We start from the raw sequence: 24,695 nt of genomic DNA, 5'->3' as shown, positions 1-24,695 counted from the left end.
CGCCACATGAAAAAAGGCTTTTACACGATCATCGCGGCGCAATTCGTGTCGTCGCTCGCCGACAACGCGCTGTTGATCGCCGCGATTGCGCTGCTCAGCGTCATTCGCTCTGCGCCTTGGGTCACACCGCTCCTGCAGATCTTCTTCACGGTCTCGTACGTGCTGCTGGCGCCGTTCGTCGGCGCCTTCGCCGATGCGCTGCAAAAGCGCCACGTGATGTTCGCGTCGAATGCGCTGAAGGCGTGCGGCTGCTTGCTGATGATCGCGGGCGTCCATCCGATGATCGCCTACGGCGTGGTCGGATTCGGCGCCGCGGCGTACTCGCCCGCCAAATACGGCATTCTCACCGAGCTGCTGCCGGCCGAGCGCCTGATCGCCGCAAACGCCTGGCTCGAATCGGCCACGGTCCTCTCGACAATCCTCGGCACCATGCTGGGCGGCGCGCTGATCAGCCCCATCGCCGAGCGCTTCGTCGCGCACGTGCACTGGCCGCTCGTGCATTCGGCCGCCGATCTCGCGATGCTCGCCGTCATGCTCACCTACGCCGTGGCGGCGCTCATCAATATCGACATTCCCGACACCGGCGCGCGCTATCCGAATCGCCTGCGCGAACCCGGCAAGCTCGTGAACGACTTCGTGCACGCCTTCAATGTGCTGTGGACCGACAAGCTCGCGCAGATTGCGCTGTGGGTGACGACGCTCATGTGGGGCGCGGCTGTCACGCTGCAGTTGCTGGTGCTCAAGTGGGCCGCGTCGAACCTGGGGCTGTCGCTCTCGAAGGCCGCAGTGATGCAGGGGGTGACCGGCATTGGCATTGCGGTCGGCGCGGCTGCGGCAGCGGCCTGGATACCGCTCGTGCGCTCACTCAAGGTCCTGCCGGTGGGCATCGCTTGCGGCCTGTTCGCCGTCGCGATCGCGTTCTACAGCAAGGGACTCTTCCCGGCGGGCTCCGGCCTGCGGATCGGCAGCCTGTTCGCGCCGTTCTACATCGTGTTCGCCTATCCGTTGATGATCGGCCTAGGCGGTCTCGCGGGATTCTTCATCGTGCCGATGAACGCGCTCCTGCAGCATCGCGGCGCGGCGCTGCTCACCGCCGGCCATTCGATCGCGGTGCAGAACTTCAATCAGAATCTCGCGGTGCTGCTGATGCTCGGCGCGTACGCCCTGCTCCTGACCGCGAACATGCCGGCGCAGTGGATCATCGTCGTCTTCGGCAGCTTCATCTGCCTGATGATCTGGCTCGCGAAGCGTCGCAGCATGGCGAATGCGCGCAAGGTGAATCTACGGGCGCTCGTCGAGGAATGAATGTCGGCGCAGCGCTCGCGCGGCATGCTCGCATTAGCCGTTCGTCCAAGGATCGAGCGCGACCCGCGCGGGTTAAACTCTCGGCCTATATAGGCACAGCAAGACACATACATGGGCAATCCAATTGAAGCGACCGGCGAAGCCGGCGCCGCCAGCAGCGTAGCGCAGCACACGCCGATGATGCAGCAATATCTCCGAATCAAAGCGGAGCATCCAGGCACACTGGTTTTCTATCGAATGGGCGACTTCTACGAGCTCTTCTTCGACGATGCCGAAAAAGCCGCTCGCCTGCTCGACCTCACGCTCACGCAGCGCGGCGCCTCCGCGGGCAACCCGATCAAGATGGCGGGGGTGCCGCATCACGCCGTCGAGCAATATCTCGCGAAGCTCGTGAAGCTGGGCGAATCGGTCGCGATCTGCGAGCAGATCGGCGACCCGGCCACGTCCAAGGGCCCCGTCGAGCGCAAGGTCGTGCGCGTCGTCACACCAGGCACGCTCACCGATGCCGCCCTGCTGTCCGACAAGAGCGATGTCTTTTTGCTCGCGCTCTCTCCGGGCCACAACAAGCGCGGGGTCGTGACGAACGTCGGTCTGGCATGGCTCAACCTCGCGAGCGGCGCACTACGTCTTGCGGAAGTTGCGGCGGACCAGGTCGGCGCCGCGCTCGAGCGCATTCGCCCGGCCGAAATTCTCGTCGCCGACGCGCCTGCCGGTTTCTCCCCCTCGGTCGCGGCCGGCGCGCTCACGCGGGTGCCGGTGTGGCATTTCGATGTCGCATCGGGCACGCAGCGCCTGTGCGACCAATTGGGCGTCGCGGGGCTCGACGGCTTCGGCGCGCAAACGCTGACGAGCGCGTGCGGCGCGGCCGGCGCGCTGCTGCTATACGCGTCGGCCACACAGGGACAGCAGTTGCGCCACGTGCGCAGCCTCAAGGTCGAGTACGAATCCGAATACATCGGCCTCGATCCGGCCACGCGCCGCAATCTGGAACTGACGGAAACGCTGCGCGGCACCGAATCGCCGACGCTCTTTTCGCTCCTCGATACCTGCAGCACGGCTATGGGTAGCCGTTTGCTGCGTCACTGGCTGCATCATCCGCCACGCGACGCGCTGGTCGCACAAATGCGTCAGCAGGCGATCGGCGCGCTGCTGGAGGTGCCCGTCGATGCGAGTCTGGACTCGCTGCGCAGCGCATTGCGCCAGATCGCGGACGTCGAGCGGATCACCGGGCGGCTCGCGCTACTGTCGGCGCGGCCACGCGATTTGTCGAGCCTGCGCGATACGTTCATCGCGCTGCCGGCGCTGCGCGCCAGACTGTCCCCCGTTACGGCCAACGCGGACGCACTCGCTCGCATCGATGCCGCACTCGAACCGCCTGCGGATTGCGTCGACCTGCTGACCCGCGCCGTCGCCGCCGAGCCGGCCGCCATGGTGCGCGACGGCGGCGTGATCGCCCGCGGCTACGACCCGGAGCTCGACGAATTGCGCGATATTTCGGAGAACTGCGGACAGTTCCTGATCGATCTCGAAACACGCGAACGCGCCCGCACCGGCATCGCGAATCTGCGCGTCGAGTACAACAAGGTCCACGGGTTCTACATCGAAGTCACGCGCGGCCAGACCGACAAGGTGCCGGACGACTACCGCCGCCGCCAGACGCTCAAGAACGCCGAGCGCTACATCACGCCCGAGCTGAAGACGTTCGAGGACAAGGCGCTCTCCGCCCAGGAACGGGCGCTGGCCCGCGAACGCGCGCTCTTCGACGCGCTGCTGCAAGGGCTTTTGCCCTTCATCGCGGAATGTCAGCGCGTGGCCGCAGCGCTCGCCGAGCTGGACTTGCTCGCTGCGCTGGCGGAGCGAGCCCGCGCGCTCGACTGGGTCGCGCCGGAATTCTCCAACGAGATCGGCATCGAGATCGAACAGGGCCGGCATCCCGTCGTCGAAGCGCAGGTCGAGCAGTTCATCTCGAACGACTGTCGCCTGACCAACGAGCGCAAGCTGCTGTTGATCACCGGCCCCAACATGGGCGGTAAGTCGACCTTCATGCGCCAGACCGCCTTGATCGCGCTCCTGGCCTATGCCGGCAGCTTCGTGCCGGCGCGGCGCGCCCGCTTCGGGCCGATCGACCGCATCTTCACGCGCATCGGCGCCGCGGACGATCTCGCGGGCGGCCGCTCGACATTCATGGTCGAAATGACGGAAGCGGCCGCGATCCTCAACGACGCGACGCCGCAAAGCCTCGTGCTGATGGACGAGATCGGGCGCGGCACATCGACCTTCGACGGCCTCGCGCTCGCGTGGGCGATCGCGCGCCACCTGCTTTCGCACAACAGCTGCTACACCCTCTTCGCCACGCACTATTTCGAGTTGACGCAACTGCCGGCCGAATTCCCGCACGCGGCCAACGTCCACTTGTCCGCCGTCGAGCATGGGCACGGGATCGTCTTCCTGCACGCCGTCAACGAAGGGCCCGCCAGCCAGAGCTACGGCCTGCAGGTCGCCCAGTTGGCCGGCGTGCCTTCGCCCGTGATTCGCGCCGCGCGCAAGCATCTTGCGTATCTGGAGCAACAGTCGGTGGGACACGCGACGCCGCAACTCGATCTGTTCGCCGAACCCGCCTATGTGGAAGATGCGCCCGATGATGAAATCGAGCAGCCCGCCTCGCAAGCGCACCCCGCGCTCGACAAGCTGCGCGCCATCGATCCGAACGATCTGAAGCCGCGCGAGGCGCTCGATCTGCTTTACGAACTGCATGAGCTCGTAAGCACGAAGCCGGATGCGCAACGCTGAGCGCCGCATGCGGCCCCAGGCGACACGCCTGCGCCAGCCCATCGCGCACGGCGCGGCGGCCCTTGCCGTCGCGCTCGTGTGCTGCCTGGCTCCGGCCAGCCGAGCAAACGCCGCCGCGCCCCGCTATAGCTTTTCGGTGATCGGCAACACGCTGGAAGACCCCGCCGACGAAGCGCCAACCCAGCGCTTGCTCGAAGCCATCGGCCTCGAGAAGCAGATGTCGTTCGTCGTCTACGACGGCAACCTCAAGAGCGCGTCGGAAGCCTGCCGCGATACGCTTTACGAGCAACGTCAGCAAGTGCTCGAATCATCGCGCGCACCACTCTTCTTCATCCCTGGTGGCCACGACTGGGTTGCCTGCGGTCAGCCGCAAGCGGGCGGCTACGATGCGGTCGAGCGGCTCGACTTTCTAAGGCAGACGATGCTCGCCGACACGACGTCGATGGGCCAGAATCCGCTCGCGCTGACGCGCGAAAGCGAGGTCGCACGCTTTCGGCCCTACCGGGAAAACATCCGCTGGCAGATCGGCGACACGGTGTTCATCGGCCTGAACGTGCCCGGCGAAAACAATCACTACCTGAGCGCAGGCGGACGCAATGGGGAATTCGAAGATCGTGTCGTCGCCACGGCGTTCTGGCTCGAGCACGCCGCCGAATATGCAAAGCGCCGCGACGCGCGCGCCGTGGTCGTTTTTATCCAGGGGGCGCCGGATCTGAAGCAGTACGAACGTCCGGATCGCTTCGCATGGCTGCGGTTTGAACGCGCGCGCGCGCGCGACGGCTATCTGGAATTCAAGCGCAGCCTGGTCAAACTGGCAGAAACGTTTCACGGCCCTGTGCTGCTCGTCCACTGTGACGACAGGCGCCTGACGGGCGGCTTCCTGATCGACCAGCCGCTCTACAACGACAAAGGCGCGCGCGCCATGAACCTGACGCGCATCGCCATCGCGCCTCACGATCGCTTGAAGCAATGGGTTCAGATCGATGCGGATTTCGCCAGACAGCCGCCCTTCAGGGTCAGCCTGAGAAATGTGCCGAGGAATTTACCGGTGCCGGCCGCGCCGCAAACGGAAGCGCCCAGCGAGGAGCCGGCCGTGCCGCCGGTGCCCGATGCGTCGGGATTGATGCCCGCGCTGCCTGCTTCGGACCTGCAGCCGCTCCCGCCACAGAACAATCAGGGCGTACCACCGATGCTGCCGCCGCCCTCGAATCCGGCTTCGCAGGCGCCGGCGCCCGACGGCGCCGCGCCCGCGAGTTCGTCAATGCAACGTGGGCCGTGAGCCGCCGCCCTCTTGGTTATCGTCCTCGTCTTCATCGATGACTTCGAGGCCGTCCGCGCCGTGGGCGTGCTCGTGTTCGATCTCGTCCTGCGTGGCTTCGCGCACTTCCTTGACCGTCAGCGCGAAACGCAGCGCCATGCCGGCGAGCGGATGGTTGCCGTCTAGCACGACTTTATCCTCGGCGAGATCGGTGACGGTGTAGATCAGCGAATCAACATCTTCGTCGCCCTCTTCCGGCGTGCCTTCGAACTGCATGCCGATTTCGAGCGGCTCGGGAAAACGGTTGCGCGGCTCGATCTTCACGAGCTCCGGGTCGTACTCGCCAAAGGCGTCCTGCGGATCGAGCTGGATCTGCGTCTGGAAACCGGGCTCGCGACCGTCGAGTTCTTCCTCGATCTTGGGGAACGTGCCATCATAGCCGCCGTGCAGATAGACCATCGGCTCTTCGCTCTCCTCGATCAGGTTGCCTTGCGCATCCGACAGCTTGTAGGCGACCGATACGACGGTATTCTTTGCGATTTTCATTCGATTCTCCAAAATACAGCTCCCATTATACGATGCCCAAGCGGCCCCAAGACGACCTCGCCGGCACCACGGCGCCCCCCGCCAAATCGATTGATTCGCCCCCGCTTCCCGATGTGCCTGTGCCCTTGCTCGGCAACCTCGCACCGTCGCAATTCATGCGCCGGTATTGGCAGAAAAAACCGCTACTGATCCGCAAGGCCATTCCGGGCATCGTGCCGCCGCTCACACGTGACGAATTGTTCGAGCTGGCCGACAGCGACGATGCCGAATCCAGGCTGATCACACATTTTCGCGACGCCTGGCGGCTCGAGCATGGGCCGTTCGCGCCAAGCGAGCTGCCATCGGCAAAACGCCGCGAATGGACGCTTCTTGTTCAGGGCGTCAACCTGCATGACGATCGCGCCCGCGCGCTGCTCGACCGCTTTCGCTTCATTCCCGATGCCCGCCTCGACGATCTGATGATCTCCTACGCGACCGACGGCGGCGGCGTCGGCCCGCACTTCGACTCCTACGACGTATTCCTGCTGCAGGTTCACGGCAAACGGCGCTGGCGCATTGGCGCGCAAAAAGACCTGTCGCTGAAACCGGGGCTGCCGTTGAAAGTTTTGCAGCATTTCGAGCCCGACGAAGAGTGGCTGCTCGAACCGGGCGACATGCTGTACCTGCCCCCGCACATCGCCCACGACGGCATCGCCGAAGGCGAATCCATGACGTGTTCGATCGGCTTTCGAGCCCCCTCCGCCAACGAGCTGACCGGCCAGTTCCTCTATCATCTCGCCGAGCGCGGCGAGGCCATGAACAGCTCGCTCAAGGACGAACGCTACCGGGACCCTCGGCAGCCTGCGGTGACGACACCGGCACAATTGCCGCAAGCTCTCATCGAGCGCGTTGGCGCGATCCTTGCGCAGGTCAAATGGACCGAGCGAGACGTGGCATCGTTTTTGGGAAGCTACTTGAGCGAGCCGAAAGCGAACGTCGTATTCGATCCGCCGCACCGTCACTTGAGCGAAGCCGCGTTTATTCGAAATGCGTCCCGCTCGGGGATCCGGCTCGATAGAAAAACAGTGTTGCTGTATGGGGCCCATTCGTACTTCATCAACGGCGAAGAAGAACGGCTTTTGCGCGGGCAAAAATGGCTCGCGGAGCTGGCCGACGCACGGCGTCTGGGGGCGAAACGGTTTGTAACACTCTCGGGGGATGGGGCGGTGACAGCATTGCTGCACGAATGGTATTGTGCGGGCTGGGTACAAGTGGGCGAATTCGCGTAAAGTTCTCCACCTGTTGTTCGTTGACACAATATTTTGTATGAGAAAGACAACGTATTGACCCTGGTTTGTCGACGGTCGGTACGAAAGTGCATATAATTTCCGCCCAAGCCGTAGGGAAGATTCACGCTCTGAAGTGCATCCCACCAGCGGCCCAGGTTGGTGTTGGAGCACATTACCGGTATTATTTCGCGCTGTTGCTTACCTTTAACCATAAAAGGACGTGATCATGAAGAAATCCCTCCTCGTAGCATCCCTGCTGGCAGCTGTGGCCCTGGCCGCTTGCAACAAGAGCAGCGACCAAGCGGCCGCCCCGGCCGCTAGCGACGCTTCGGCTGCCGCTTCGGCGCCGGCCGCTGCTGCTTCGGACACGGGCGCTGCTTCGGGCGCTGCTGCTGCGAGCGACACTGGCGCTGCTGCTTCGGCACCGGCTGCTGCCGCGTCGGACGCTGGCGCTTCGGCTGCTGCTCCGGCTTCGGGCGCAAGCCAGTAAGCTGCCAGTTGCACGTGGCAACAAAAAACCGGCCTTCGGGCCGGTTTTTTGTTGCCTGCAAATTCTGAAAGCGCGCTGCCCGGCAGGGGAACGTCGAGCCGGCTGATAAACCGCAATAAGCGAAATAAATTAAAGGCTTAGCCAGCCGAACCCTTCCTCTTGCGAAGCGACCACCACCTCCGTAACCGCCGCCCCGAGCACGCGCGCCATCGCTGCTTGGGCAAGCTCCGGCAGGTTGTTCTGCTGACTCAGATGCGCGGCCACAAGATGCTTCAAGCGCGAGCGATCGAGCGACGCGAGAATGTCCGCCGCCGCGTCGTTGTTAAGGTGTCCATGATTGCCGCCGATGCGCGCCTTCAGCGACTGCGGATAGCGGCTATCGGCCAGCATCCTGGTGTCGTGGTTGCATTCGAGCACGAGACCGTCACAACCGCTTAGCATGGCGCTGATATGAGGCGTCGAGGTACCGACGTCCGTCAACACGCCCAAGCGGCAAGCTCCATCCGAAAACACAAATTGAAGCGGTTCCCGCGCGTCGTGAGGCACCGTATAAGGCAAGACCTCGAGGTCGCCGATGGCGACCGTTTCCTCGCCCCAAAGCACGTGCAAATCGACATCGGCATCGTCCGCGCCGACTGCTCGCGCCGTGCCCCAGCTCATGTAGAGCGGTAACGACCACTTACGTGCGAGCGTCAGCGCACCGCCGATGTGGTCGCTGTGCTCATGCGTGATCAGAATCGCGTCGAGTTGCTCGACGCCCAGCTCGAGCCTGAGAAGCCGCCGCTCCAGCTCTTTCGCAGAAAAACCGCAGTCGAGCAGGACACGCGTCGTCGAGATTCCGTCCGATGCCTCGACGACGAGGGCATTGCCCTCGCTGCCGCTGCCCAGGCTGGCGAAACGCACGGCTCGTTTAATTGAGCTGCGCGTGCAGCAGCGAGACGATCTTCTGCGCTTCGGACGACGTGTCGACCTGCCCATTCGCATCGACAACCGCCACTTGCGTGACGTCCGCACTCTTCGAACGCACGTTGATGAGGAATTCGTGGCCAGGCTTTTGCGCGGTCGGGCCGCCGTAGAACAGCTTGCCTAAGATGCCCTCTCGCTTGAGCTCCTGCATCGAATCGGCATAGCGCACGTAGTAGATGCCCTTCTCGCGATCGCGATTGTCGACGGTGAAGTTGGTCCGGTCGAGCGCAAGGCCGACACGCAGCCATGCGCTGTCGAACGGCTCGGACAAGTCGAGCGTCGTCGCGCCCGCAGCCATATCGACTTGCGCCGTCGCAGTCGACGGGCGAGCGTCGGTGAGCAGTTGCTTGGCTTGCGCGTCGGTCAGGCCGAATTTCTGCATCAGCTTGTCGAGGAACACGGCCTCCAGCGCCGGATCGCGGGGCCGCTCGATCCAGCGCGACGATGACTTGTCCTGGCCCGTCAACACTTCTTCCATCGCGCTGTGCGTGATCGAAATGTCGGTGGCGCCATTCGGCGCGCGTTCGACGAGCGTACGGAAGCTGTCACGCGTACCCGACGAGTACGCGAAGTCTATGACCTTGCCGATCGTGCGGCGGAACCAGTCGTCGGGGATGTTCGCCCGATTCTCGGCCCAGTCGGTGCTCATGATGCCGGTGGCCGGCGCATCGGTCTTCAGCGAGAAACCGTTGTCTTTCCAGAATTCCTGCAGGATCGGCCACAGTTGATCGGGCGTGCGTCCGTCGACGACCAGCCAACGGCGGTCGCCGTCGCGCTCGACGTGCACGCCGTAGGGATCTTGCGCCGTGGGCACCCCTTCGACCGTATTGCCCGCCGCCGTCTTCGACAGCGTCGGCGCGCCGCCCAGCGGGGTGGTGACCGGCGGCGCGGTGAACTGCTGGTTCATCGCGGTCGGATTCAAATCGCTCGGCACGGAAAGCGGCGGCGCCGACCCCGTGGCCTTGTAGTTGACGCGATCAGACGCGAACCAGTCGTTCAACGTGTCGCAGCCGGCGAGCGTGCAAAGCGCAAGCGCCAGCACCGCCATGCGGGTGGCGTGGGTGGAGAGAGCAGAACGTTTCATGAAGTCCTTCGTGATGCTGGAACGCGTTGCCTGCAACGGTGCCGGGAACGTGAGTCGAGGGTCGACGTCGGTTAAGGGAATGCCGGTTAGCGGCGCTCGACGGGCTGCAGCGTTCAGCCCAAAAGACCCGCTTCGCGCAATGCCGCGCGCACCACATCGTGATAGCGCACATCGAGCGGGGTCAGCGGCAAGCGGATGCCCCCCTGCATCTTGCCCATCTCTTGCAGGGCCCACTTGGCGGGAATCGGATTCGATTCGATGAAGAGGTTCTTGTGCAGCGACAACAGCTTGAGGTGGATCTCGCGGGCCGTCTTCGCATCGGCAGCCAGCGCGGCCTTGCAGAGCTCGCTCATCGCGCGCGGCGCGACGTTGGCCGTGACGGAAATGTTGCCGTGGCCGCCGAGGAGCATCAGCGCGATCGCGGTGGGATCGTCGCCGCTGTAGATGCCGAAGCCAGCCGGCGCCGACTTGATCAGGTGCGCGGCGCGGTCGATATTGCCCGTCGCCTCCTTCACGCCGATGATGCCCGGCACTTGGGCGAGCCGCAGGATCGTCTCGTTCGACATGTCGGCAACGGTGCGGCCCGGCACGTTATAGAGGATGACGGGAAGATCCACCGCTTCGGCAATCATCTTGAAGTGGCGGTAGATGCCTTCTTGCGTCGGCTTGTTGTAGTACGGCACGACTTGCAGCGTGGCGTCGGCGCCGACGGCCTTCGCCCGCTCGGTCAACTCGATCGCCTCTGAGGTGGAGTTGCCGCCTGCGCCGGCGATCACGGGGATGCGCCCTGCCGTGTGATCGACCGCCGTCTTGACCATCAGGATGTGCTCTTCGACCGACAGCGTCGCCGATTCGCCGCTCGTGCCGACCACTACCAGCGCATTGGTGCCTTCTTCGACGTGCCAGTCGATCAGCTTGCGGAACGCCGGCAGATCGAGGCCGCCGTCTTCAAGCATCGGGGTCACGATGGCGGGGATGCTGCCGCGGATTCGAATGCTGTCCTGGGTGCCGCTTTGGTTGCCGTGAGTCATGAAATGCTTTGAATTTAATCGGTAAATCGGGATTGTAGCGGATTAGCCAGCCAAATCGTAACGCGGGGGAACCAGGGCTCCCTTCGCGTCGATTACCGACGGTTCCGCCTCTCGAACCGCACAAATCCGCTGAACGAAAGCGGCGCGCGGGATTGCCAGGAATCCATCTTGAAAAGCGACGACGCGCAGGCGCGGCCGCACCGCGTCCAGAAGCTCGCCCGGGGCGAGCAGGAACGCCGGGTTCGACGGCTTGCCGACCGTCTCATTACCGGCAGCGAACGTCTCGTAGATCAACACGCCGCCCGGCGCGAGCGCGTCGATCAGCCGGGGGAACAAGGGTCGGTACAGATAATTCGTCACGACCACAGCGGCAAATCCCGAGTCGGGCGGCAACGGCCACGGGCTGCCATCCTCCAGATCGGCAGCGATAGTCTCGATGCCCGCCACGCCGGTCATCGCCGCAAGCGCGGCGGCGTCCCGGTCAAGCGCCGTCACCCGGTGCCCCCGGGCGGCGAACCAGCGCGCGTGGCGCCCGCCACCCGCTGCGACGTCGAGCACCGCGCCGCCCGCCGCTACGAGATGCGCCCAGCGCCTCACCCAGCGCGACGGCTCGAGCCCGTTGCCGTGCAGCTCGGCAGCCAGTGCCGTCGGTTCGCTCATCGCTCGCTGCGCTCCACGCCAGGCCCGATCAGCTGTACGAGAGGCCCATCGCCTCGCGCACGTCGCGCATCGTCTCGGTCGCGAACTTGCGGGCCTTGTCGCAGCCGTCGGCGACGATCGCGCGCAGCAGCGACGGGTCGTCCATGTACTTCTGCGCGCGCTCGAGCATCGGCTGCTGCTCGCGCAGGATGCCCTCGATCACCGGCTGCTTGCATTCGAGGCAGCCGATACCCGCCGAGCGGCAGCCCTTTTGCACCCAGTCGTGCGTCGTCTCGTCGGTGTAGACCTGATGCAGCTGCCACACCGGGCACTTGTCCGGATCGCCCGGATCGGTGCGGCGCACGCGCGCAGGATCGGTCGGCATGGTGCGGACTTTCTTCGTGATCGTCTCCGCGTCCTCGCGCAAGCCGATCGTGTTGCCGTAGGACTTCGACATCTTCTGGCCATCGAGGCCCGGCATGCGCGACGCCTCGGTCAGGAGCACCTGCGGCTCGACGAGAATGATCTTGCGCGCGCCTTCGAGGTAGCCGAACAGCCGCTCGCGGTCGCTCATCGACAGGCTCTGCGACTCCTGCAGCATCGCCCTAGCCTGTTCGAGCGCCTCGTCGTCGCCCTCCTGCTGATAGGCGTTGCGCAGCTCGTGATAGAGCTTCGCGCGCTTGCCGCCGAGCTTCTTGGCCGCCTCGAGCGCCTTCTCCTCGAAGCCCGGCTCGCGCCCGTACAGATGGTTGAAGCGGCGTGCGATCTCGCGCGTCATCTCGACGTGCGGCACCTGATCCTCGCCCACCGGCACGAGCGAGGCGCGGTACAGCAGGATGTCGGCGGCCATGAGCACCGGGTAGCCGAGGAAGCCGTAGGTCGAGAGGTCCTTGTCCTTGAGCTTTTCGATCTGCTCCTTATAGGTCGGCACGCGTTCGAGCCAGCCGAGCGGCGCGCTCATGCCGAGCAGCAGCGACAGCTCGGCGTGCTCGGGCACCTTGCTCTGGATGAAGAGCGTCGCCTGCGCGGGATCGATGCCCGACGCGAGCCAGTCGATCAGCACTTCCCAGACGCTCTTCTCGATGACTTCTGGCGTTTCGTAGTGCGTGGTCAGCGCGTGCCAATCCACCACGCAGAAAAAGCACGGATATTCGGATTGCAGCCGAACCCAGTTTTTCAGCACGCCGTGGTAGTGGCCGAGGTGCAGCGACCCGGTGGGCCGCATGCCGGAGAAAATACGGTCTGGGAACATGGTTTTAGTTTAGGAGCGACACGAAAGGGGTCATGATGGCCCGCACGGCATCGTAACCGAGGCCGACGAGCGGGCTCAGCCAGAACTTCGTCAGGACGCCCGTCATCACGAGCGCCATCACGATGAAAAATCCGTACGGCTCGAGGCGTGCGAGCGCAATCGCCGGACGCGGCGGCAGCAGCGCGACCAGCACACGGCCGCCGTCGAGCGGTGGCAGCGGAAAGAGGTTCAGGAAGCCGAGGACCAGGTTCACGCCGATGCCGGCCTGCGCCATGCGCACGAAAAACGGCTCGTCGATCGACAGGAGCGCCAGCGCGACGCCGACCAGCGCCCACACGAGCACCTGCACGAAATTGCATGCCGGTCCGGCCAGCGAGACCCATAGGCTCCCCCAGCGCGGATTGCGCAGGTTGCGGAACGCTACCGGAACCGGCTTCGCGTAGCCGAACATCAGCGCGCCGCCAGTGGCGAAATAGAGGATGAGCGGAATCGCGATCGTGCCGAGCGGATCGATGTGGCGCATCGGATTGAACGACACGCGTCCCATCATGTAAGCGGTGTTGTCGCCCAACAGGCGCGCCGCGTAGCCGTGCGCCGCCTCGTGCAGCGTGATCGCGAAAATCACCGGCAATGCGTAGACCGCGATTGTCTGTATCAATGAAGAATCCATAGCGCGTTATTGTATCAAGCAGGTGACAAGCGGCCGCTCGCTTTCATTGTTGCTCGTCGCGCGTCACGCCGCGGACAATCCAAATGGCTCGAGCCGGCCGCGTCCGGCTCGCACGAGGACGGGCTCGTCGCCCGTCAGGTCGATCACGGTCGACGGCTCGCGCGGGCAAGCGCCCCCGTCGATCACGAGGTCAAGCTGCTTTTCGAGTCGCGCGCGGATTTCCTCGGGGTCGTTGAGCGGATCGGCGTCCGGCGGCAGGATCAGCGTCGTCGCGATCAGCGGCTCGCCGATCGCTTCGAGCAGCGCAAGCGTGATCGCATGGTCAGGCACGCGCAGACCGATCGTGCGACGCTGAGGATGCGACAAGCGCCTCGGCACCTCCTTCGTCGCCTGCAGCAAAAACACATACGGCCCCGGCGTCACCGATTTGATGAGCCGGAACTGGCGGTTGTCGACCATCGCGAAGTTCGCGAGCTCCGATAGATCGCGCACGACGAGCGACAGGTGCTGCCGCTCGTCGAGCCCGCGGATGCGGCGCAGGCGCGTGACGGCATCCTTGTCGTCGAGCCGGCAGGCTAGCGCATAGCTCGAATCGGTCGGCAACGCCACGACGCCGCCGTCCTTGACGATCTGGACCGCCTGAGCGATCAGGCGCGGCTGCGGATTGTCGGGATGAATCCGAAAAAATTGGGACATGGGAAACGGGTCGGGATAGTGAGGCAGCGGGCGGCGCGCCTCGCGCACGACCCGGGCATGCCGCCGCGCACCAGCGCAGCGGCCAGGCAAGCGCTACAGCCAGCGCTCCCAGACAGGCTTGAGATCGGACGGCAACGGCGGCAGGCTGCCCAGCTCGATGCAACCCTCGCCCGGCGCGTGGAAATCCGAGCCGCGCGAGGCCTCGAAACCGAAGCGGCGCGCCACCTCCGCATACTCGCGATACTGGTCCGGCGTGTGGCTGCCGGTCACGACTTCGATCGCCTTGCCGCCCAAGTCGATGAACTCCGCGAAGAACGCGTCGAACTCGACGGGCGTGTACTTGTAGCGGCCGGGATGCGCGACGACCGCTTCGCCGCCCGCGGCCTTGATCCAGTTGACTGCGTCGGCGAGCTTGGCCCACCGGTGCGGCACGTAGCCGGGCTTGCCGTCGCCGAGAAAGCGGTCGAACACGTCGGCCGTCGATGCCGCAAAGCCCTTCTCGACCAGGAACCGGGCGAAGTGCGTACGCGAGATCAGATCGGGATTCGAGACGTATCGCAACGCGCCTTCGTAGGCATCGGGAATACCGAGCTCGCCGAGCGCCTCGCCAATCGCCTTGGCGCGACCGGCGCGCCCGTGGCGCGTCGCGTAAAGGCCGTCGACAAGCGCCTGACACCGCGGATCGACATTGAGCCCGACGACATGCACCGTGCGCGACGCCCACGTGACGGAGATTTCAACGCCGCACAGATAACGCATGCCGAGCGCTTCGGCGGCGCTGCGTGCTTCGGCCTGCCCGCCGACTTCGTCGTGATCGGTCAACGCCCACAGCGTCACGCCGCCGTCACGCGCGCGGCGGGCGACGGCGGCAGGCGCGAACAGTCCGTCGGAAACGTTCGAATGGCAGTGCAGATCGGCGTTCATTGTCAGTTGTTTGAGATAGCGCCTTCATTCTACTGCAATGCGGCATGCGAACCACGGGTCGATTCGCCGAGCCGGCAGCGGCGCGCAGCACGCGTTATGCGCAAAAACCCTCGATCAACGCGGCGATCTGCTCCGGCTGATCGTGGTGCACCATGTGGCCGGCATCGTCGATGATCTTTTCCCGCCAATCGGGAAATGCGCGAAAACGCGCTTTGTATTCGTCGAGCGGGATCGCGCCGGCGAGCATCGCGAGCGTCGGCGACCCTGCGGCTTCGACGTGCAGCACCTTCGCACGGATGGTCGCCCACACGGCCATCACCTCGTCGAGGCGGTACAGCAATGGTCCGCGCAGTTTGTGCGCCGGGTCCGCCAGCAGCATGTAGCGGCCGTCGGCGTCGAGCTTCGACCAATGCTGCGCGAGAAATTGCGCTCGCTGCGGGGCGAGGCGCGGATTGTTCTTGACCAGACGCGACGCGACCTCGTCCACCGACGCATAGGTTTTCAGCGTCGGGGGATCGCGCATCTCGTCGAGCCACTCGCCCAGGCGGCGTGGCATCTGAGAGGCGCCGGCCGGAGCGAGGCCGAAGCCTTCCAGGTCCACCACCCTGCGCACGCGCTCCGGCCGCGCGCCGGCGTAGAGGCACGCGATGTTCGCCCCCATGCTGTGGCCGACGAGGTTGACCTGGCCCGTCGGCGCGTAATGGTCGAGCAACGCGTCGAGATCGGCGAGATAGTCGTGAAACCAATAGTGGCCGCCGCCGCGTTCGGCCACCGGCCAGTCCGACAGTCCGAAGCCGCGCGCATCCGGCGCGATCACCTGCCAGTTGCCGCCGAGCGCATCGACGACGAACTGGAACGACGCCGCGACATCCATCCAGCCGTGCAGCATGAAAAGTGTGGGCGCATCGGGGCGGCCCCAGCGGCGCACGTGCAGCCGGACGCCGCGCACGGCGACGAAGTCGGAATCAGAAGGGTTCATGGGTGCAGCCCGACAAAAACGAATGATCGTTCGATTATATCGAGACGACGGGATTTTGGTGCGGCGCGGAATACCGAGGAAACGTTCAGCGGCGAATGCCTATACGGCCCAGACTCACTCTTCGCGGCGATCCGCGCCGCTATCCTGCTGGGCGAGCGCCGCCAGCTCGGCCGCGTCGAAGCCCGCCTCGCGGCGGGCGTCGAAATTGAACGGGCCGCGCAGCTTCGGCGCACGGTATTGCTCGGCGAGACGCAGGTAGGCCTGATGCGGATCGAGCGCCTGCCGATCGCACACATAGCGGAACCAGCGGTTGCCGATCAGCACATGACCAATCTCGTCGCGCAGGATCACGTCGAGAATCGCGGCCGATGCGTGATCGCCCGCCTGGAGCAGCCGTGCGCGAATCGGCGGCGACGCATCGAGCCCGCGCGCCTCCAGCGTGCGCGGCACGAGCGCCATGCGCGCCAGCACGTCGCCGCGGGTGCGCTCGCACATGTCCCATAGGCCGTCGTGCGCGGGAAAGTCGCCGTATGCGTGCCCGTAGTCGGCAAGGCGAGCGACGAGCAGGGAAAAGTGATGGGCCTCTTCTGAGGCGACCTTCAGCCAATCTGCGTAGAACGCTTCGGGCATGCCGGCAAAGCGCCATACCGCGTCGAGCGCCAAATTGATCGCGTTGAATTCGATATGCGCAAGCGCGTGCAGCAGCACCGCCCGCCCTTCCGGCGACTTCATGCTGCGCCGCTGCAGCAGCCGCGGCTCGACGAGCTGGGGACGCGCCGGCCGGCCCGGCAGGCCGGGAGGCTCGTCAATCGCCAGCGACGGCAAGCACGCCGCCTCGCCCGCCATCAAGCGGGCATAAAGGGCGAGCGCCGCCTCGGCTTTCGCCTTCGGATCGCGCTCCAGCAAAACAGCGAGCGCCGCGCTGCGTACGCAAGCCGCGCTGAAAACAGAGGAAACAGCCAACGTCATGAACCAGAAATGGAGAAATCGACCCGCATGGCGCCCGCGCCGATCGGCCGGCGTTCCGGCGCAACCGTTTACAATACGCGATTGACCGACCAACCTGCGCCGCGAAAGCAGCGAAAGCTGCACGTTTCGCGCGCTGCTGCCGTGCGCGCCATTGTACCGGCCGCCCCGGCGCTTCCCCGAGGACAACACTGTGGCGATCTACAAGCTCGGCGATTCCGCCCCGACCATTCATGAAAGCGTGTTCGTCGCGGATTCCGCGACGATCATCGGCAAAGTCTCGCTGGAGGAGAACGCCAGCATCTGGTTCGGCGCGGCGCTGCGCGGCGACAACGAGCTGATCAGCGTCGGCACGGGCAGCAACGTCCAGGAAGGCGCCGTGCTGCACACCGACCCCGGCTTCCCGCTCACGATCGAAGCCAACGTGACCGTAGGCCATCAGGCGATGCTGCACGGCTGCACGGTCAAGGAAGGGGCGCTGATCGGCATGCAGGCGGTGGTCTTGAATGGCGCGGTGATTGGCCGCAACTGTCTGGTTGGCGCAGGCGCCGTCGTGACCGAAGGCAAGGTCTTTCCCGACAACTCGCTGATTCTCGGCGCGCCTGCGAAAGTGGTGCGCGAATTGAGCGAAGCCGATATCGCCGGCATGCGCCGAAATACGGAGAACTATGCCCAGCGCCGCGAATACTTCAAGGCGCAGCTCGTGCGGATCGGCTAACCGGCCGGGCGCCATCAAATCAAGGAAAAGCTGTGGACGACCAGTTGCAAAAATTCATGTTCAGCGCGGCGCCGGTGCGCGGCGAAATTGTCTCGCTGCGCAACACGTGGCAGGAAGTGCTCGCACGCCGTCAATACCCGGCTCCCGTGCGGAACGTGCTAGGAGAAATGATGGCGGCCTGCGCGCTGTTGTCGGCGAACTTGAAGTTCGACGGCACGCTCATCATGCAGATCTTCGGCGACGGTCCCGTCAAGATGCTGGTCGTGCAGTGCGATTCGAGTCTCACGATGCGCGCGACGGCGAAGTTCCTGGGCGACACCGCCGATGCGATCCGCGACGACGCATCCTTTGCCGAGCTGGTCAATGCCGGCGGCAGCGGACGCTGCGTGATCACGCTCGACCCCGCCGACAAAAAACCGGGGCAGCAGCCGTACCAGGGCATCGTGCCGCTCAACGGCGAGAGCGGTCCGCTCGAGTCGATGGCGCAAGTGCTCGAACACTACATGCATCACTCCGAGCAGCTCGACACCCGGCTGTGGCTGGCGGCGAACACCGAGCGGGCCGTCGGCATGCTGCTGCAGAAGCTGCCGGGCGACGGCGGCATCGTCCCGCACGCTGGCGAGCTCGATACCGATACCTGGGAGCGCGTCTGCACGCTCGGCGGCACGCTGTCTCAGGAAGAGTTGCTCAAGGAAGCGCCGGAAACCGTCTTCAAGCGTCTCTTCTGGCAGGAAAACGTCCAGCACTTCTCGCCTGCTGCGGCGCGCTTTGCCTGCACGTGCTCGCGCGAAAAGGTCGGTGCAATGCTGAAGATGCTCGGACGCGAGGAAGTGGACGGCGTCATCGAAGAACGCGGCCACGTCGAGATTCATTGCGACTATTGCAACCAGCGCTACGAGTTCGACCCGGTCGACGTCACACAGCTCTTCGTAGCGAACCCGATTGCGGCAGGCGTGGCGCCCGCGGCCGTGCAGCGCCACTAGGACGCGGACGGCGCGCAAGCCCTGGGTTGCTTGGTTGCGTAAGGACGGCGCACTATCCTTGGATCAGGCGCCGCTGCCGCCTGGATGCAGGAGCCGCGTCGTGTCAGCCTGCGGAAGTTGGAGGTCAAAATGAAAAATAACCGTACCCGTCTCTCGCCATCGACAGCGTTTCGAACCCTCGTCGCGCTGTCTGCGCTGACCGGCGGCGCCGTGCTGTCCGGTTGCTCACTGGACCCTCAAGTGCCGGCGCCCATCCTGAGCCGGCTGCCTCCGGCTCAATCCGGCACTGCTCCGGCGCCGCAATTGAGCGCCGAGGAGAAGCAACGCTACGACGCGATCGATAAGCAGGTGCTCCAGGAACAGAATCAGGCGATGGCCGCTGAGGCTTGGGCGCGCTATTACGCCCCTTACTACGCACCTGCGCCCATCGCCTACGGCGGTTATTACAGCGGCTGGAGCACAGGCATCGGCTTCGGCTACGGTTCTCCCGGCTGGTGGTGGTAATCGGGACCCGTTAAGAAAAAAGGCATGGAACGATCCATGCCTTTTTTCTTGCTGCTCTCCACAAGCACCGGCTCAGCCTGCGCGCTTGGCCTTAATCTTGTCTTTTTCCTTCGCCGCCGCTTCCTTGCCCTTCTTCTCAGCGTGCTTCTTCTCCGGCTTCACGCGCGACACAGGATTCGGCACGACCGCCACGGGCGCCGCGGACACCTCGCCACGCGTTGACGTATTGTTCGACGCCGTCGACGCCGGCGCCGGCAGCGGCTGATTCGGCGACACGAACTGCACGAAGACCTCGCCGTCCTTGATCATGCCCATCTCGTAGCGGGCGCGTTCCTCGACCGCCGAGGTGCCGTTCTGCAGATCCTGCACCTCGCCTTCGATGCGCTCGTTGCGCAGCTTTTCATCAGTGTTCTTTTGCTGCTGCTGCGAAAGCTCCTGGCTCAACTCGTGGACACGCAACCAGCCGCCGTGCCCCCACCAAAGCGGATACTGGATCAGCGCGAGCAGGACGATCAGGACAACAGTGACGAGCCGCATGCAAAGTGCCGGTTAAATAAACGCCGCCCTGCGCGATACGCAGGGCGGCGTGCACATCAATTGACGAACAATAACGAGATAATCAGCGCAGATTATAGAACGTCGACTTGCCCGGATAGCTGGCGATGTCGCCCAGATCCTCTTCGATGCGCAGCAGCTGGTTGTACTTCGAGATGCGGTCACTGCGCGAGAGCGAGCCCGTCTTGATCTGGCCGGCGTTCAGGCCCACGGCAATATCAGCGATCGTCGAATCTTCCGTTTCGCCCGAGCGGTGCGAGATCACGGCCGTGTAGCCCGCGCGCTTCGCCATTTCGATCGCGGCGAAGGTTTCCGTCAGCGTGCCGATCTGGTTGATCTTGATGAGGATCGAGTTCGCGATGCCCTTCTCGATGCCTTCCTTCAGGATGCGCGTGTTCGTCACGAACAGGTCGTCGCCGACGAGCTGGATCTTCTTGCCGAGCTTGTCGGTCAAGAGCTTCCAGCCGGCCCAGTCGCTTTCGTGCATGCCGTCTTCGATCGAGACGATCGGGAACTTGTCGGCAAGCGTCGCGAGGTAGTCGGTGAATTCCGCCGACGACAGCTGCAGCCCTTCGCCCGCCAACTGGTACTTGCCATCGTGGTAGAACTCGCTCGCCGCGCAGTCGAGCGCGAGCAGCACGTCTTCGCCTGCGCGATAGCCGGCTTTCTCGATCGCTTGCAGGATCGTCGACAGGCACTCGTCGTTGCTGCCGAAGTTCGGCGCGAAGCCGCCTTCGTCGCCGACCGCCGTGCTCATGCCGCGATCCGACAGGATCTTCTTCAGCGCATGGAACACTTCCGCGCCGCAACGCAGCGCTTCGCGGAACGTCGGCTGGCTCACCGGGACGATCATGAATTCCTGGATGTCCAGGCTGTTGTTCGCGTGCGCGCCGCCGTTGACGATGTTCATCATCGGCACCGGCAGTTGCATTGCGCCCGAGCCGCCGAAGTAGCGATAGAGCGGCAGGCCAGCTTCTTCAGCCGCTGCCTTCGCGACCGCCATCGACACGGCCAGCATCGCGTTCGCGCCGAGGCGCGACTTGTTGTCGGTGCCGTCCAGTTCCAGCAGCGTCTTGTCGAGGAATGCCTGCTCCGATGCGTCGAGGCCCATGATCGCTTCGGAGATTTCGGTATTGATGTGCTCGACGGCCTTCAGCACGCCCTTGCCGCCATAGCGGCCGGCTTCGCCGTCGCGCAGCTCGATCGCTTCGCGCGAACCGGTCGACGCGCCCGACGGCACAGCCGCGCGGCCCATCGTGCCCGACTCGAGCAGCACGTCGCACTCGACGGTCGGGTTGCCTCGCGAATCCAGAATTTCGCGACCGATGATATCTACGATTGCACTCATGGTTTCCTCAAGAATTGACGTTGAATCTTTACGGTTTCGACAGCGGCGCGGACGCGCCCGCCTTCAGGCGCGAGCGCCGCCCAAGCAGGGGCATCAGTTGAAATCGCTTTCGAGAAACGGCGTGCGCTTGACGGCCCGATCGAGCGTAATCAGCGTCTCGAGCAGATCCGCCATGCGGTTGAGCGGCACCGCGTTGGGGCCGTCCGACTTGGCTTGCGCGGGGTTCGGATGCGTCTCCATGAAGAGGCCGGCGATGCCCGTCGCCACCGCGGCGCGCGCCAGCACCGGCACGAATTCGCGCTGGCCGCCCGAGCTCGTGCCCTGGCCGCCCGGCAGCTGCACCGAATGCGTCGCGTCGAACACGACCGGCGCGCTCGTCTCGCGCATGATCGCGAGCGAGCGCATGTCCGACACGAGGTTGTTATAGCCGAACGACACGCCGCGCTCGCACGCGAGGAAGCGGTCCTCCGACAGCCCTGCTTCGCGTGCGGCGTCGCGGGCCTTGTCGATCACGTTCTTCATGTCGTGCGGCGCGAGGAACTGGCCCTTCTTGATGTTGACCGGCTTGCCCGAGCGCGCGCATGCGTGGATGAAATCGGTCTGGCGGCACAGGAATGCGGGCGTCTGCAGCACGTCGACGACCGACGCGACCGGTTCGATTTCCTCTTCGCTGTGCACGTCGGTCAGCACCGGCAGGCCGAGCTGCTTCTTCACTTCGGAGAGGATGCGCAAGCCCTCGTCCATCCCGAGCCCGCGAAACGACTTGCCCGAGCTGCGATTGGCCTTGTCGTACGACGATTTATAAATGAACGGGACGTTCAGCTTGGCGCAGATTTCCTTGAGACGGCCCGCGGTATCGATCGTCATTTGCTCCGATTCGACGACGCAGGTGCCCGCGATCAGAAAAAACGGCTGGTCGAGACCGACTTCGAAATCGCACAGTTTCATGCGGCCTCCCATGCTGACCCGAGTTGGCGCTTCAGCGCTCTACTCGGGTCCCATGCCGCCCCAAGGGAGGCAGCCGCCCCCTCGGGGGGCGCTTTGCATGGGACCGGAGTAACCGCTAAAGCGGTAACTCCGGTCGACAGCGAACGATAGTGAGCGTGGGGGCCGTTCATACTTTCTCCTCGACGCGCGCCTTTTTGCAAGCGAGCGCCGCTTCGACGAATGCCTTGAAGAGCGGATGGCCGTCACGCGGCGTGGACGTGAACTCCGGGTGGAACTGCACGCCGACGAACCACGGGTGCATGCTGCGCGGCAATTCCATCATCTCGGGCAGATCCTCGCTCGGGGTATGCGCGCTGATGATAAGGCCGCCCGCCTCGAGCTGGGGCACGAAGCGGTTATTGACTTCATAACGGTGACGGTGACGCTCGTTGACGTCCTTGCCGTAGATTTCCTCGGCCATCGTGCCCGGCTTGATCGGGCAGCGCTGCGAGCCCAGGCGCATCGTGCCGCCGAGATCGGACTCCTCGGTGCGCTTCTCGACGCGGCCTTCGCGGTCGTACCACTCGGTGATCAGCGCGACGACGCGGTTCTCCGTGTTCGGATCGAATTCGGTACTGTTCGCGTCCTTCATGCCGACCACATCGCGTGCGAATTCGATCACGGCCAGCTGCATGCCGAGGCAGATGCCGAGGTACGGCACCTTCGCTTCGCGCGCGTAGCGGATCGCGGCGATCTTGCCTTCGGTGCCGCGCCGGCCGAAACCGCCCGGCACGAGCACGGCGTCGAGATGCTTCAGGCTTTCCACGCCCTCCGCTTCGATCTGCTCGGAATCGATGTATTCGATGTTGACCTTCGTCGACGTGTGGATCGACGCATGGCGCAGCGCTTCGATCAGCGACTTGTACGACTCGGTGAGCTCGACGTACTTGCCGACCATGCCGATCGTCACTTCGTTGCGCGGGTTCTCGAGCTTCTCAACGAGGTTCGACCACATCGACAGATCGGCCGGGTTCGGCGCGAGCTTCAGTTCATCGCAGATGATGCTGTCGAGACCCTGGTCGTGCAGCATCTGCGGAATCTTGTAGATGCTGTCGACGTCCCACACGGAGATCACGGCGTCTTCCGGCACGTTCGAGAACATCGAGATCTTCGCGCGCTCGTCGTCCGGAATGCGGCGGTCCGCACGGCACAAGAGCACGTGCGGCGAGATGCCGATCTCGCGCAGCTTCTGGACGCTGTGCTGGGTCGGCTTGGTCTTCAGTTCACCAGCCGTGGCAATGTACGGCACGAGCGTCAGATGCACGAAGCACGCGCTGTTGCGGCCGAGGCGCAGGCTCATCTGCCGCGCCGCTTCGAGGAACGGCAGCGATTCGATGTCGCCCACCGTGCCGCCCACTTCCACGATCGCGACATCCGGCTCGCCGCACGTCGCCGACGCGGCGCCGCGCTCGACGAACGCCTGGATTTCATTCGTGATGTGCGGAATCACCTGCACGGTCTTGCCCAGATAATCGCCGCGGCGTTCCTTGCGGATCACCGATTCGTAAATCTGGCCCGTCGTGAAGTTGTTGGCCTTGCGCATCTTCGTGCTGATGAAGCGCTCGTAGTGGCCGAGGTCGAGGTCCGTTTCAGCGCCGTCTTCCGTCACGAAGACTTCGCCGTGTTGAAACGGGCTCATCGTGCCGGGGTCGACGTTGATGTAGGGATCGAGCTTGAGGAGAGTGACTTTGAGACCGCGCGATTCGAGGATCGCGGCGAGGGAGGCGGCGGCAATACCCTTGCCGAGGGAAGACACTACGCCGCCGGTGACAAAAACATATTTGGTCATCGCTGGATGCTCGCGGGAAAAACGGATTATACCGTAAAGGCGGGCTCCAACCCAGCGGACGGCGGGCGAGAATGGCCAACAATTCGACCGGCTATCGACACACGGCTGTCACGCGGCAGTGAGCTCGCGCGACTGCAATTCGCGCAGCGCCCGCTGCAGCGCGCGCGCCGTTTCAAGCGGCTTTTCCATCGGGAACAGATGGCTGCCGTCGATCCATTCGATGTGGCCGCCGGTCACGCGCCGGGTCGCCTCCAAGCCGACCTGACGGATCTCCTTCGAATGCCGTCCGGCGATGAACGCGACCGGCACCGGCGCGCCGTGCACGAGCCGGGCGCCGAGCGTACGCGGCAGCGTCCGGTAGATCAGGTATTCGACGTCGCGATCGAACGCGAGCGTGCGCTCGCCGTCGGCCGCCGTCTGCGGAATGCCGAAGTCGACGTAGTCGGAGAGCACGCGCTCGTCCCAACGGGCAAACGCGGGCTTCGAGTGGAAATGGCGCCACGTCTCCTCTCGGCTCGCCCATCGGGTGCGGCGCGTGCGCGTGGCGGCCGCGGGTGAGAGCCGCTCGTCGAGCCCGGTCCATTGCGTGACGCGCAGCACGTTCGCACGCCAGCCCGCGATCACCGGCGAGTCGAGCATCACCACGCCCCTCACCCACTGCGGCTTTTTCAACGCCGCCATCAGCGACAGATATCCGCCGAGCGAATGGCCGACGAGCCACACGGGATGCCGATAGGAGCGGTCGATATCCTCGAGCAGCTGCTCGACGAGATGCGGCCAGCCGCTCGTCACCGGATAGCGCGCGTCGTGGCCGATGCGCTCGATGCTGCGCAGTTCGTAGTCGTCGGCGAGCTCCGCGAAGATCGTGCGGTAGGTGGACGCGGGAAAGCCGTTCGCGTGAGAGAAGTGGATGATGTTTTTCACGCGCCGGTGTCTCCTTGTGGTTA

Annotated in this window: 24 protein-coding genes; 8 read left to right on the top strand and 16 right to left on the bottom strand. The window is 64.6% G+C overall.

Annotation, left to right across the window (positions count from 1 at the left end; genetic code table 11):
* Positions 1–6: 6 nt before the first annotated feature.
* The 3 genes from lplT to FAZ69_RS26500 all read left to right on the top strand — a co-directional run bounded on the left by lplT (position 7) and on the right by FAZ69_RS26500 (position 5,374).
* Positions 7–1,305 (top strand): lysophospholipid transporter LplT, encoded by a 1,299-nt coding sequence (gene lplT / locus FAZ69_RS26510; protein ID WP_136898070.1) that lies wholly within the window; start codon positions 7–9, stop codon positions 1,303–1,305.
* A 111-nt stretch (positions 1,306–1,416) separates the two neighbouring features.
* On the top strand, positions 1,417–4,095 hold the full coding sequence (mutS, locus tag FAZ69_RS26505; protein ID WP_136898069.1) for a DNA mismatch repair protein MutS: 2,679 nt from the start codon (positions 1,417–1,419) through the stop codon (positions 4,093–4,095).
* Entirely contained in the window at positions 4,082–5,374 is a 1,293-nt protein-coding gene (locus FAZ69_RS26500; protein WP_136898068.1) for a hypothetical protein, read from the top strand. Before mutS ends, FAZ69_RS26500 begins: the two co-directional genes overlap by 14 nt.
* Here FAZ69_RS26500 and FAZ69_RS26495 read toward each other — a convergent pair.
* The gene (locus FAZ69_RS26495; RefSeq protein WP_136898067.1) at positions 5,354–5,899 is read right to left on the bottom strand and encodes an FKBP-type peptidyl-prolyl cis-trans isomerase; all 546 of its coding nucleotides are present in this window, start codon (positions 5,897–5,899) and stop codon (positions 5,354–5,356) included. The genes FAZ69_RS26500 and FAZ69_RS26495 overlap by 21 nt on opposite strands.
* Before the next feature lie 32 nt (positions 5,900–5,931).
* Here FAZ69_RS26495 and FAZ69_RS26490 point away from each other — a divergent pair, with 32 nt between their 5' ends.
* A complete protein-coding gene (locus tag FAZ69_RS26490; RefSeq protein WP_136898066.1) occupies positions 5,932–7,167 on the top strand; it encodes a cupin domain-containing protein in 1,236 nt (411 codons plus the stop codon).
* Between the two features lie 226 nt (positions 7,168–7,393).
* Positions 7,394–7,657: a hypothetical protein gene (locus FAZ69_RS34075; protein WP_240702470.1), complete on the top strand. Its 264-nt coding sequence runs from the start codon at positions 7,394–7,396 to the stop codon at positions 7,655–7,657.
* A gap of 129 nt (positions 7,658–7,786) precedes the next feature.
* Here FAZ69_RS34075 and FAZ69_RS26475 read toward each other — a convergent pair whose 3' ends face one another.
* The 10 genes from FAZ69_RS26475 to FAZ69_RS26430 form a co-directional block, all read right to left on the bottom strand.
* Positions 7,787–8,560, bottom strand: a complete 774-nt coding sequence (locus tag FAZ69_RS26475) for an MBL fold metallo-hydrolase (RefSeq protein WP_136898064.1) — start codon at positions 8,558–8,560, stop codon at positions 7,787–7,789.
* 7 nt (positions 8,561–8,567) lie between these two features.
* Positions 8,568–9,707: an NlpB/DapX family lipoprotein gene (gene bamC, locus FAZ69_RS26470; protein WP_136898063.1), complete on the bottom strand. Its 1,140-nt coding sequence runs from the start codon at positions 9,705–9,707 to the stop codon at positions 8,568–8,570.
* Positions 9,708–9,820: 113 nt separating this feature from the next.
* A complete protein-coding gene (dapA, locus tag FAZ69_RS26465) occupies positions 9,821–10,738 on the bottom strand; it encodes a 4-hydroxy-tetrahydrodipicolinate synthase (protein WP_136898062.1) in 918 nt (305 codons plus the stop codon).
* 42 nt (positions 10,739–10,780) lie between these two features.
* Complete coding sequence (locus tag FAZ69_RS26460; RefSeq protein ID WP_136898061.1) at positions 10,781–11,398, bottom strand: class I SAM-dependent methyltransferase; 618 nt, start codon at positions 11,396–11,398, stop codon at positions 10,781–10,783.
* Positions 11,399–11,426: 28 nt separating this feature from the next.
* Complete coding sequence (locus FAZ69_RS26455) at positions 11,427–12,629, bottom strand: tryptophan--tRNA ligase (RefSeq protein ID WP_136898060.1); 1,203 nt, start codon at positions 12,627–12,629, stop codon at positions 11,427–11,429.
* 4 nt (positions 12,630–12,633) lie between these two features.
* Positions 12,634–13,299: a site-2 protease family protein gene (locus FAZ69_RS26450; RefSeq protein WP_136898059.1), complete on the bottom strand. Its 666-nt coding sequence runs from the start codon at positions 13,297–13,299 to the stop codon at positions 12,634–12,636.
* 63 nt (positions 13,300–13,362) lie between these two features.
* Positions 13,363–13,995, bottom strand: coding sequence for an L-threonylcarbamoyladenylate synthase (locus FAZ69_RS26445; RefSeq protein WP_136898058.1), 633 nt, complete (start codon positions 13,993–13,995; stop codon positions 13,363–13,365).
* Between the two features lie 93 nt (positions 13,996–14,088).
* Complete coding sequence (locus FAZ69_RS26440) at positions 14,089–14,919, bottom strand: 3',5'-nucleoside bisphosphate phosphatase (RefSeq protein ID WP_136898057.1); 831 nt, start codon at positions 14,917–14,919, stop codon at positions 14,089–14,091.
* Positions 14,920–15,013: 94 nt separating this feature from the next.
* The gene (locus FAZ69_RS26435) at positions 15,014–15,898 is read right to left on the bottom strand and encodes an alpha/beta fold hydrolase (RefSeq protein ID WP_136898056.1); all 885 of its coding nucleotides are present in this window, start codon (positions 15,896–15,898) and stop codon (positions 15,014–15,016) included.
* A 114-nt stretch (positions 15,899–16,012) separates the two neighbouring features.
* Positions 16,013–16,867: a ferritin-like domain-containing protein gene (locus tag FAZ69_RS26430; protein ID WP_136898055.1), complete on the bottom strand. Its 855-nt coding sequence runs from the start codon at positions 16,865–16,867 to the stop codon at positions 16,013–16,015.
* A gap of 190 nt (positions 16,868–17,057) precedes the next feature.
* Between FAZ69_RS26430 and FAZ69_RS26425 the strand changes: the two genes are divergently transcribed.
* From FAZ69_RS26425 to FAZ69_RS26415, 3 genes are all read left to right on the top strand, one after another.
* Complete coding sequence (locus FAZ69_RS26425; protein ID WP_136898054.1) at positions 17,058–17,582, top strand: gamma carbonic anhydrase family protein; 525 nt, start codon at positions 17,058–17,060, stop codon at positions 17,580–17,582.
* Between the two features lie 32 nt (positions 17,583–17,614).
* Positions 17,615–18,565 (top strand): Hsp33 family molecular chaperone HslO, encoded by a 951-nt coding sequence (hslO, locus tag FAZ69_RS26420; RefSeq protein ID WP_136898053.1) that lies wholly within the window; start codon positions 17,615–17,617, stop codon positions 18,563–18,565.
* A 129-nt stretch (positions 18,566–18,694) separates the two neighbouring features.
* Positions 18,695–19,069, top strand: coding sequence for a hypothetical protein (locus FAZ69_RS26415; RefSeq protein WP_169708767.1), 375 nt, complete (start codon positions 18,695–18,697; stop codon positions 19,067–19,069).
* Between the two features lie 72 nt (positions 19,070–19,141).
* On the opposite strand, the gene ftsB is transcribed toward FAZ69_RS26415, so the two are convergent.
* The 5 genes from ftsB to FAZ69_RS26390 all read right to left on the bottom strand — a co-directional run bounded on the left by ftsB (position 19,142) and on the right by FAZ69_RS26390 (position 24,672).
* On the bottom strand, positions 19,142–19,606 hold the full coding sequence (gene ftsB / locus FAZ69_RS26410; RefSeq protein WP_136898052.1) for a cell division protein FtsB: 465 nt from the start codon (positions 19,604–19,606) through the stop codon (positions 19,142–19,144).
* An 82-nt stretch (positions 19,607–19,688) separates the two neighbouring features.
* A complete protein-coding gene (gene eno, locus FAZ69_RS26405) occupies positions 19,689–20,972 on the bottom strand; it encodes a phosphopyruvate hydratase (RefSeq protein ID WP_136898051.1) in 1,284 nt (427 codons plus the stop codon).
* Positions 20,973–21,065: 93 nt separating this feature from the next.
* The gene (gene kdsA, locus FAZ69_RS26400; protein ID WP_136898050.1) at positions 21,066–21,920 is read right to left on the bottom strand and encodes a 3-deoxy-8-phosphooctulonate synthase; all 855 of its coding nucleotides are present in this window, start codon (positions 21,918–21,920) and stop codon (positions 21,066–21,068) included.
* 166 nt (positions 21,921–22,086) lie between these two features.
* Entirely contained in the window at positions 22,087–23,748 is a 1,662-nt protein-coding gene (pyrG, locus tag FAZ69_RS26395) for a CTP synthase (protein WP_136898049.1), read from the bottom strand.
* Positions 23,749–23,856: 108 nt separating this feature from the next.
* Complete coding sequence (locus FAZ69_RS26390) at positions 23,857–24,672, bottom strand: alpha/beta fold hydrolase (RefSeq protein WP_136898048.1); 816 nt, start codon at positions 24,670–24,672, stop codon at positions 23,857–23,859.
* Positions 24,673–24,695 lie beyond the last annotated feature (23 nt).

The sequence above is a fragment of the Trinickia terrae genome (assembly GCF_005144415.1).
Classification (GTDB): Bacteria; Pseudomonadota; Gammaproteobacteria; order Burkholderiales; family Burkholderiaceae; genus Trinickia_A; species Trinickia_A terrae.
This window is presented reverse-complemented; position numbering and strand designations above follow the sequence as displayed.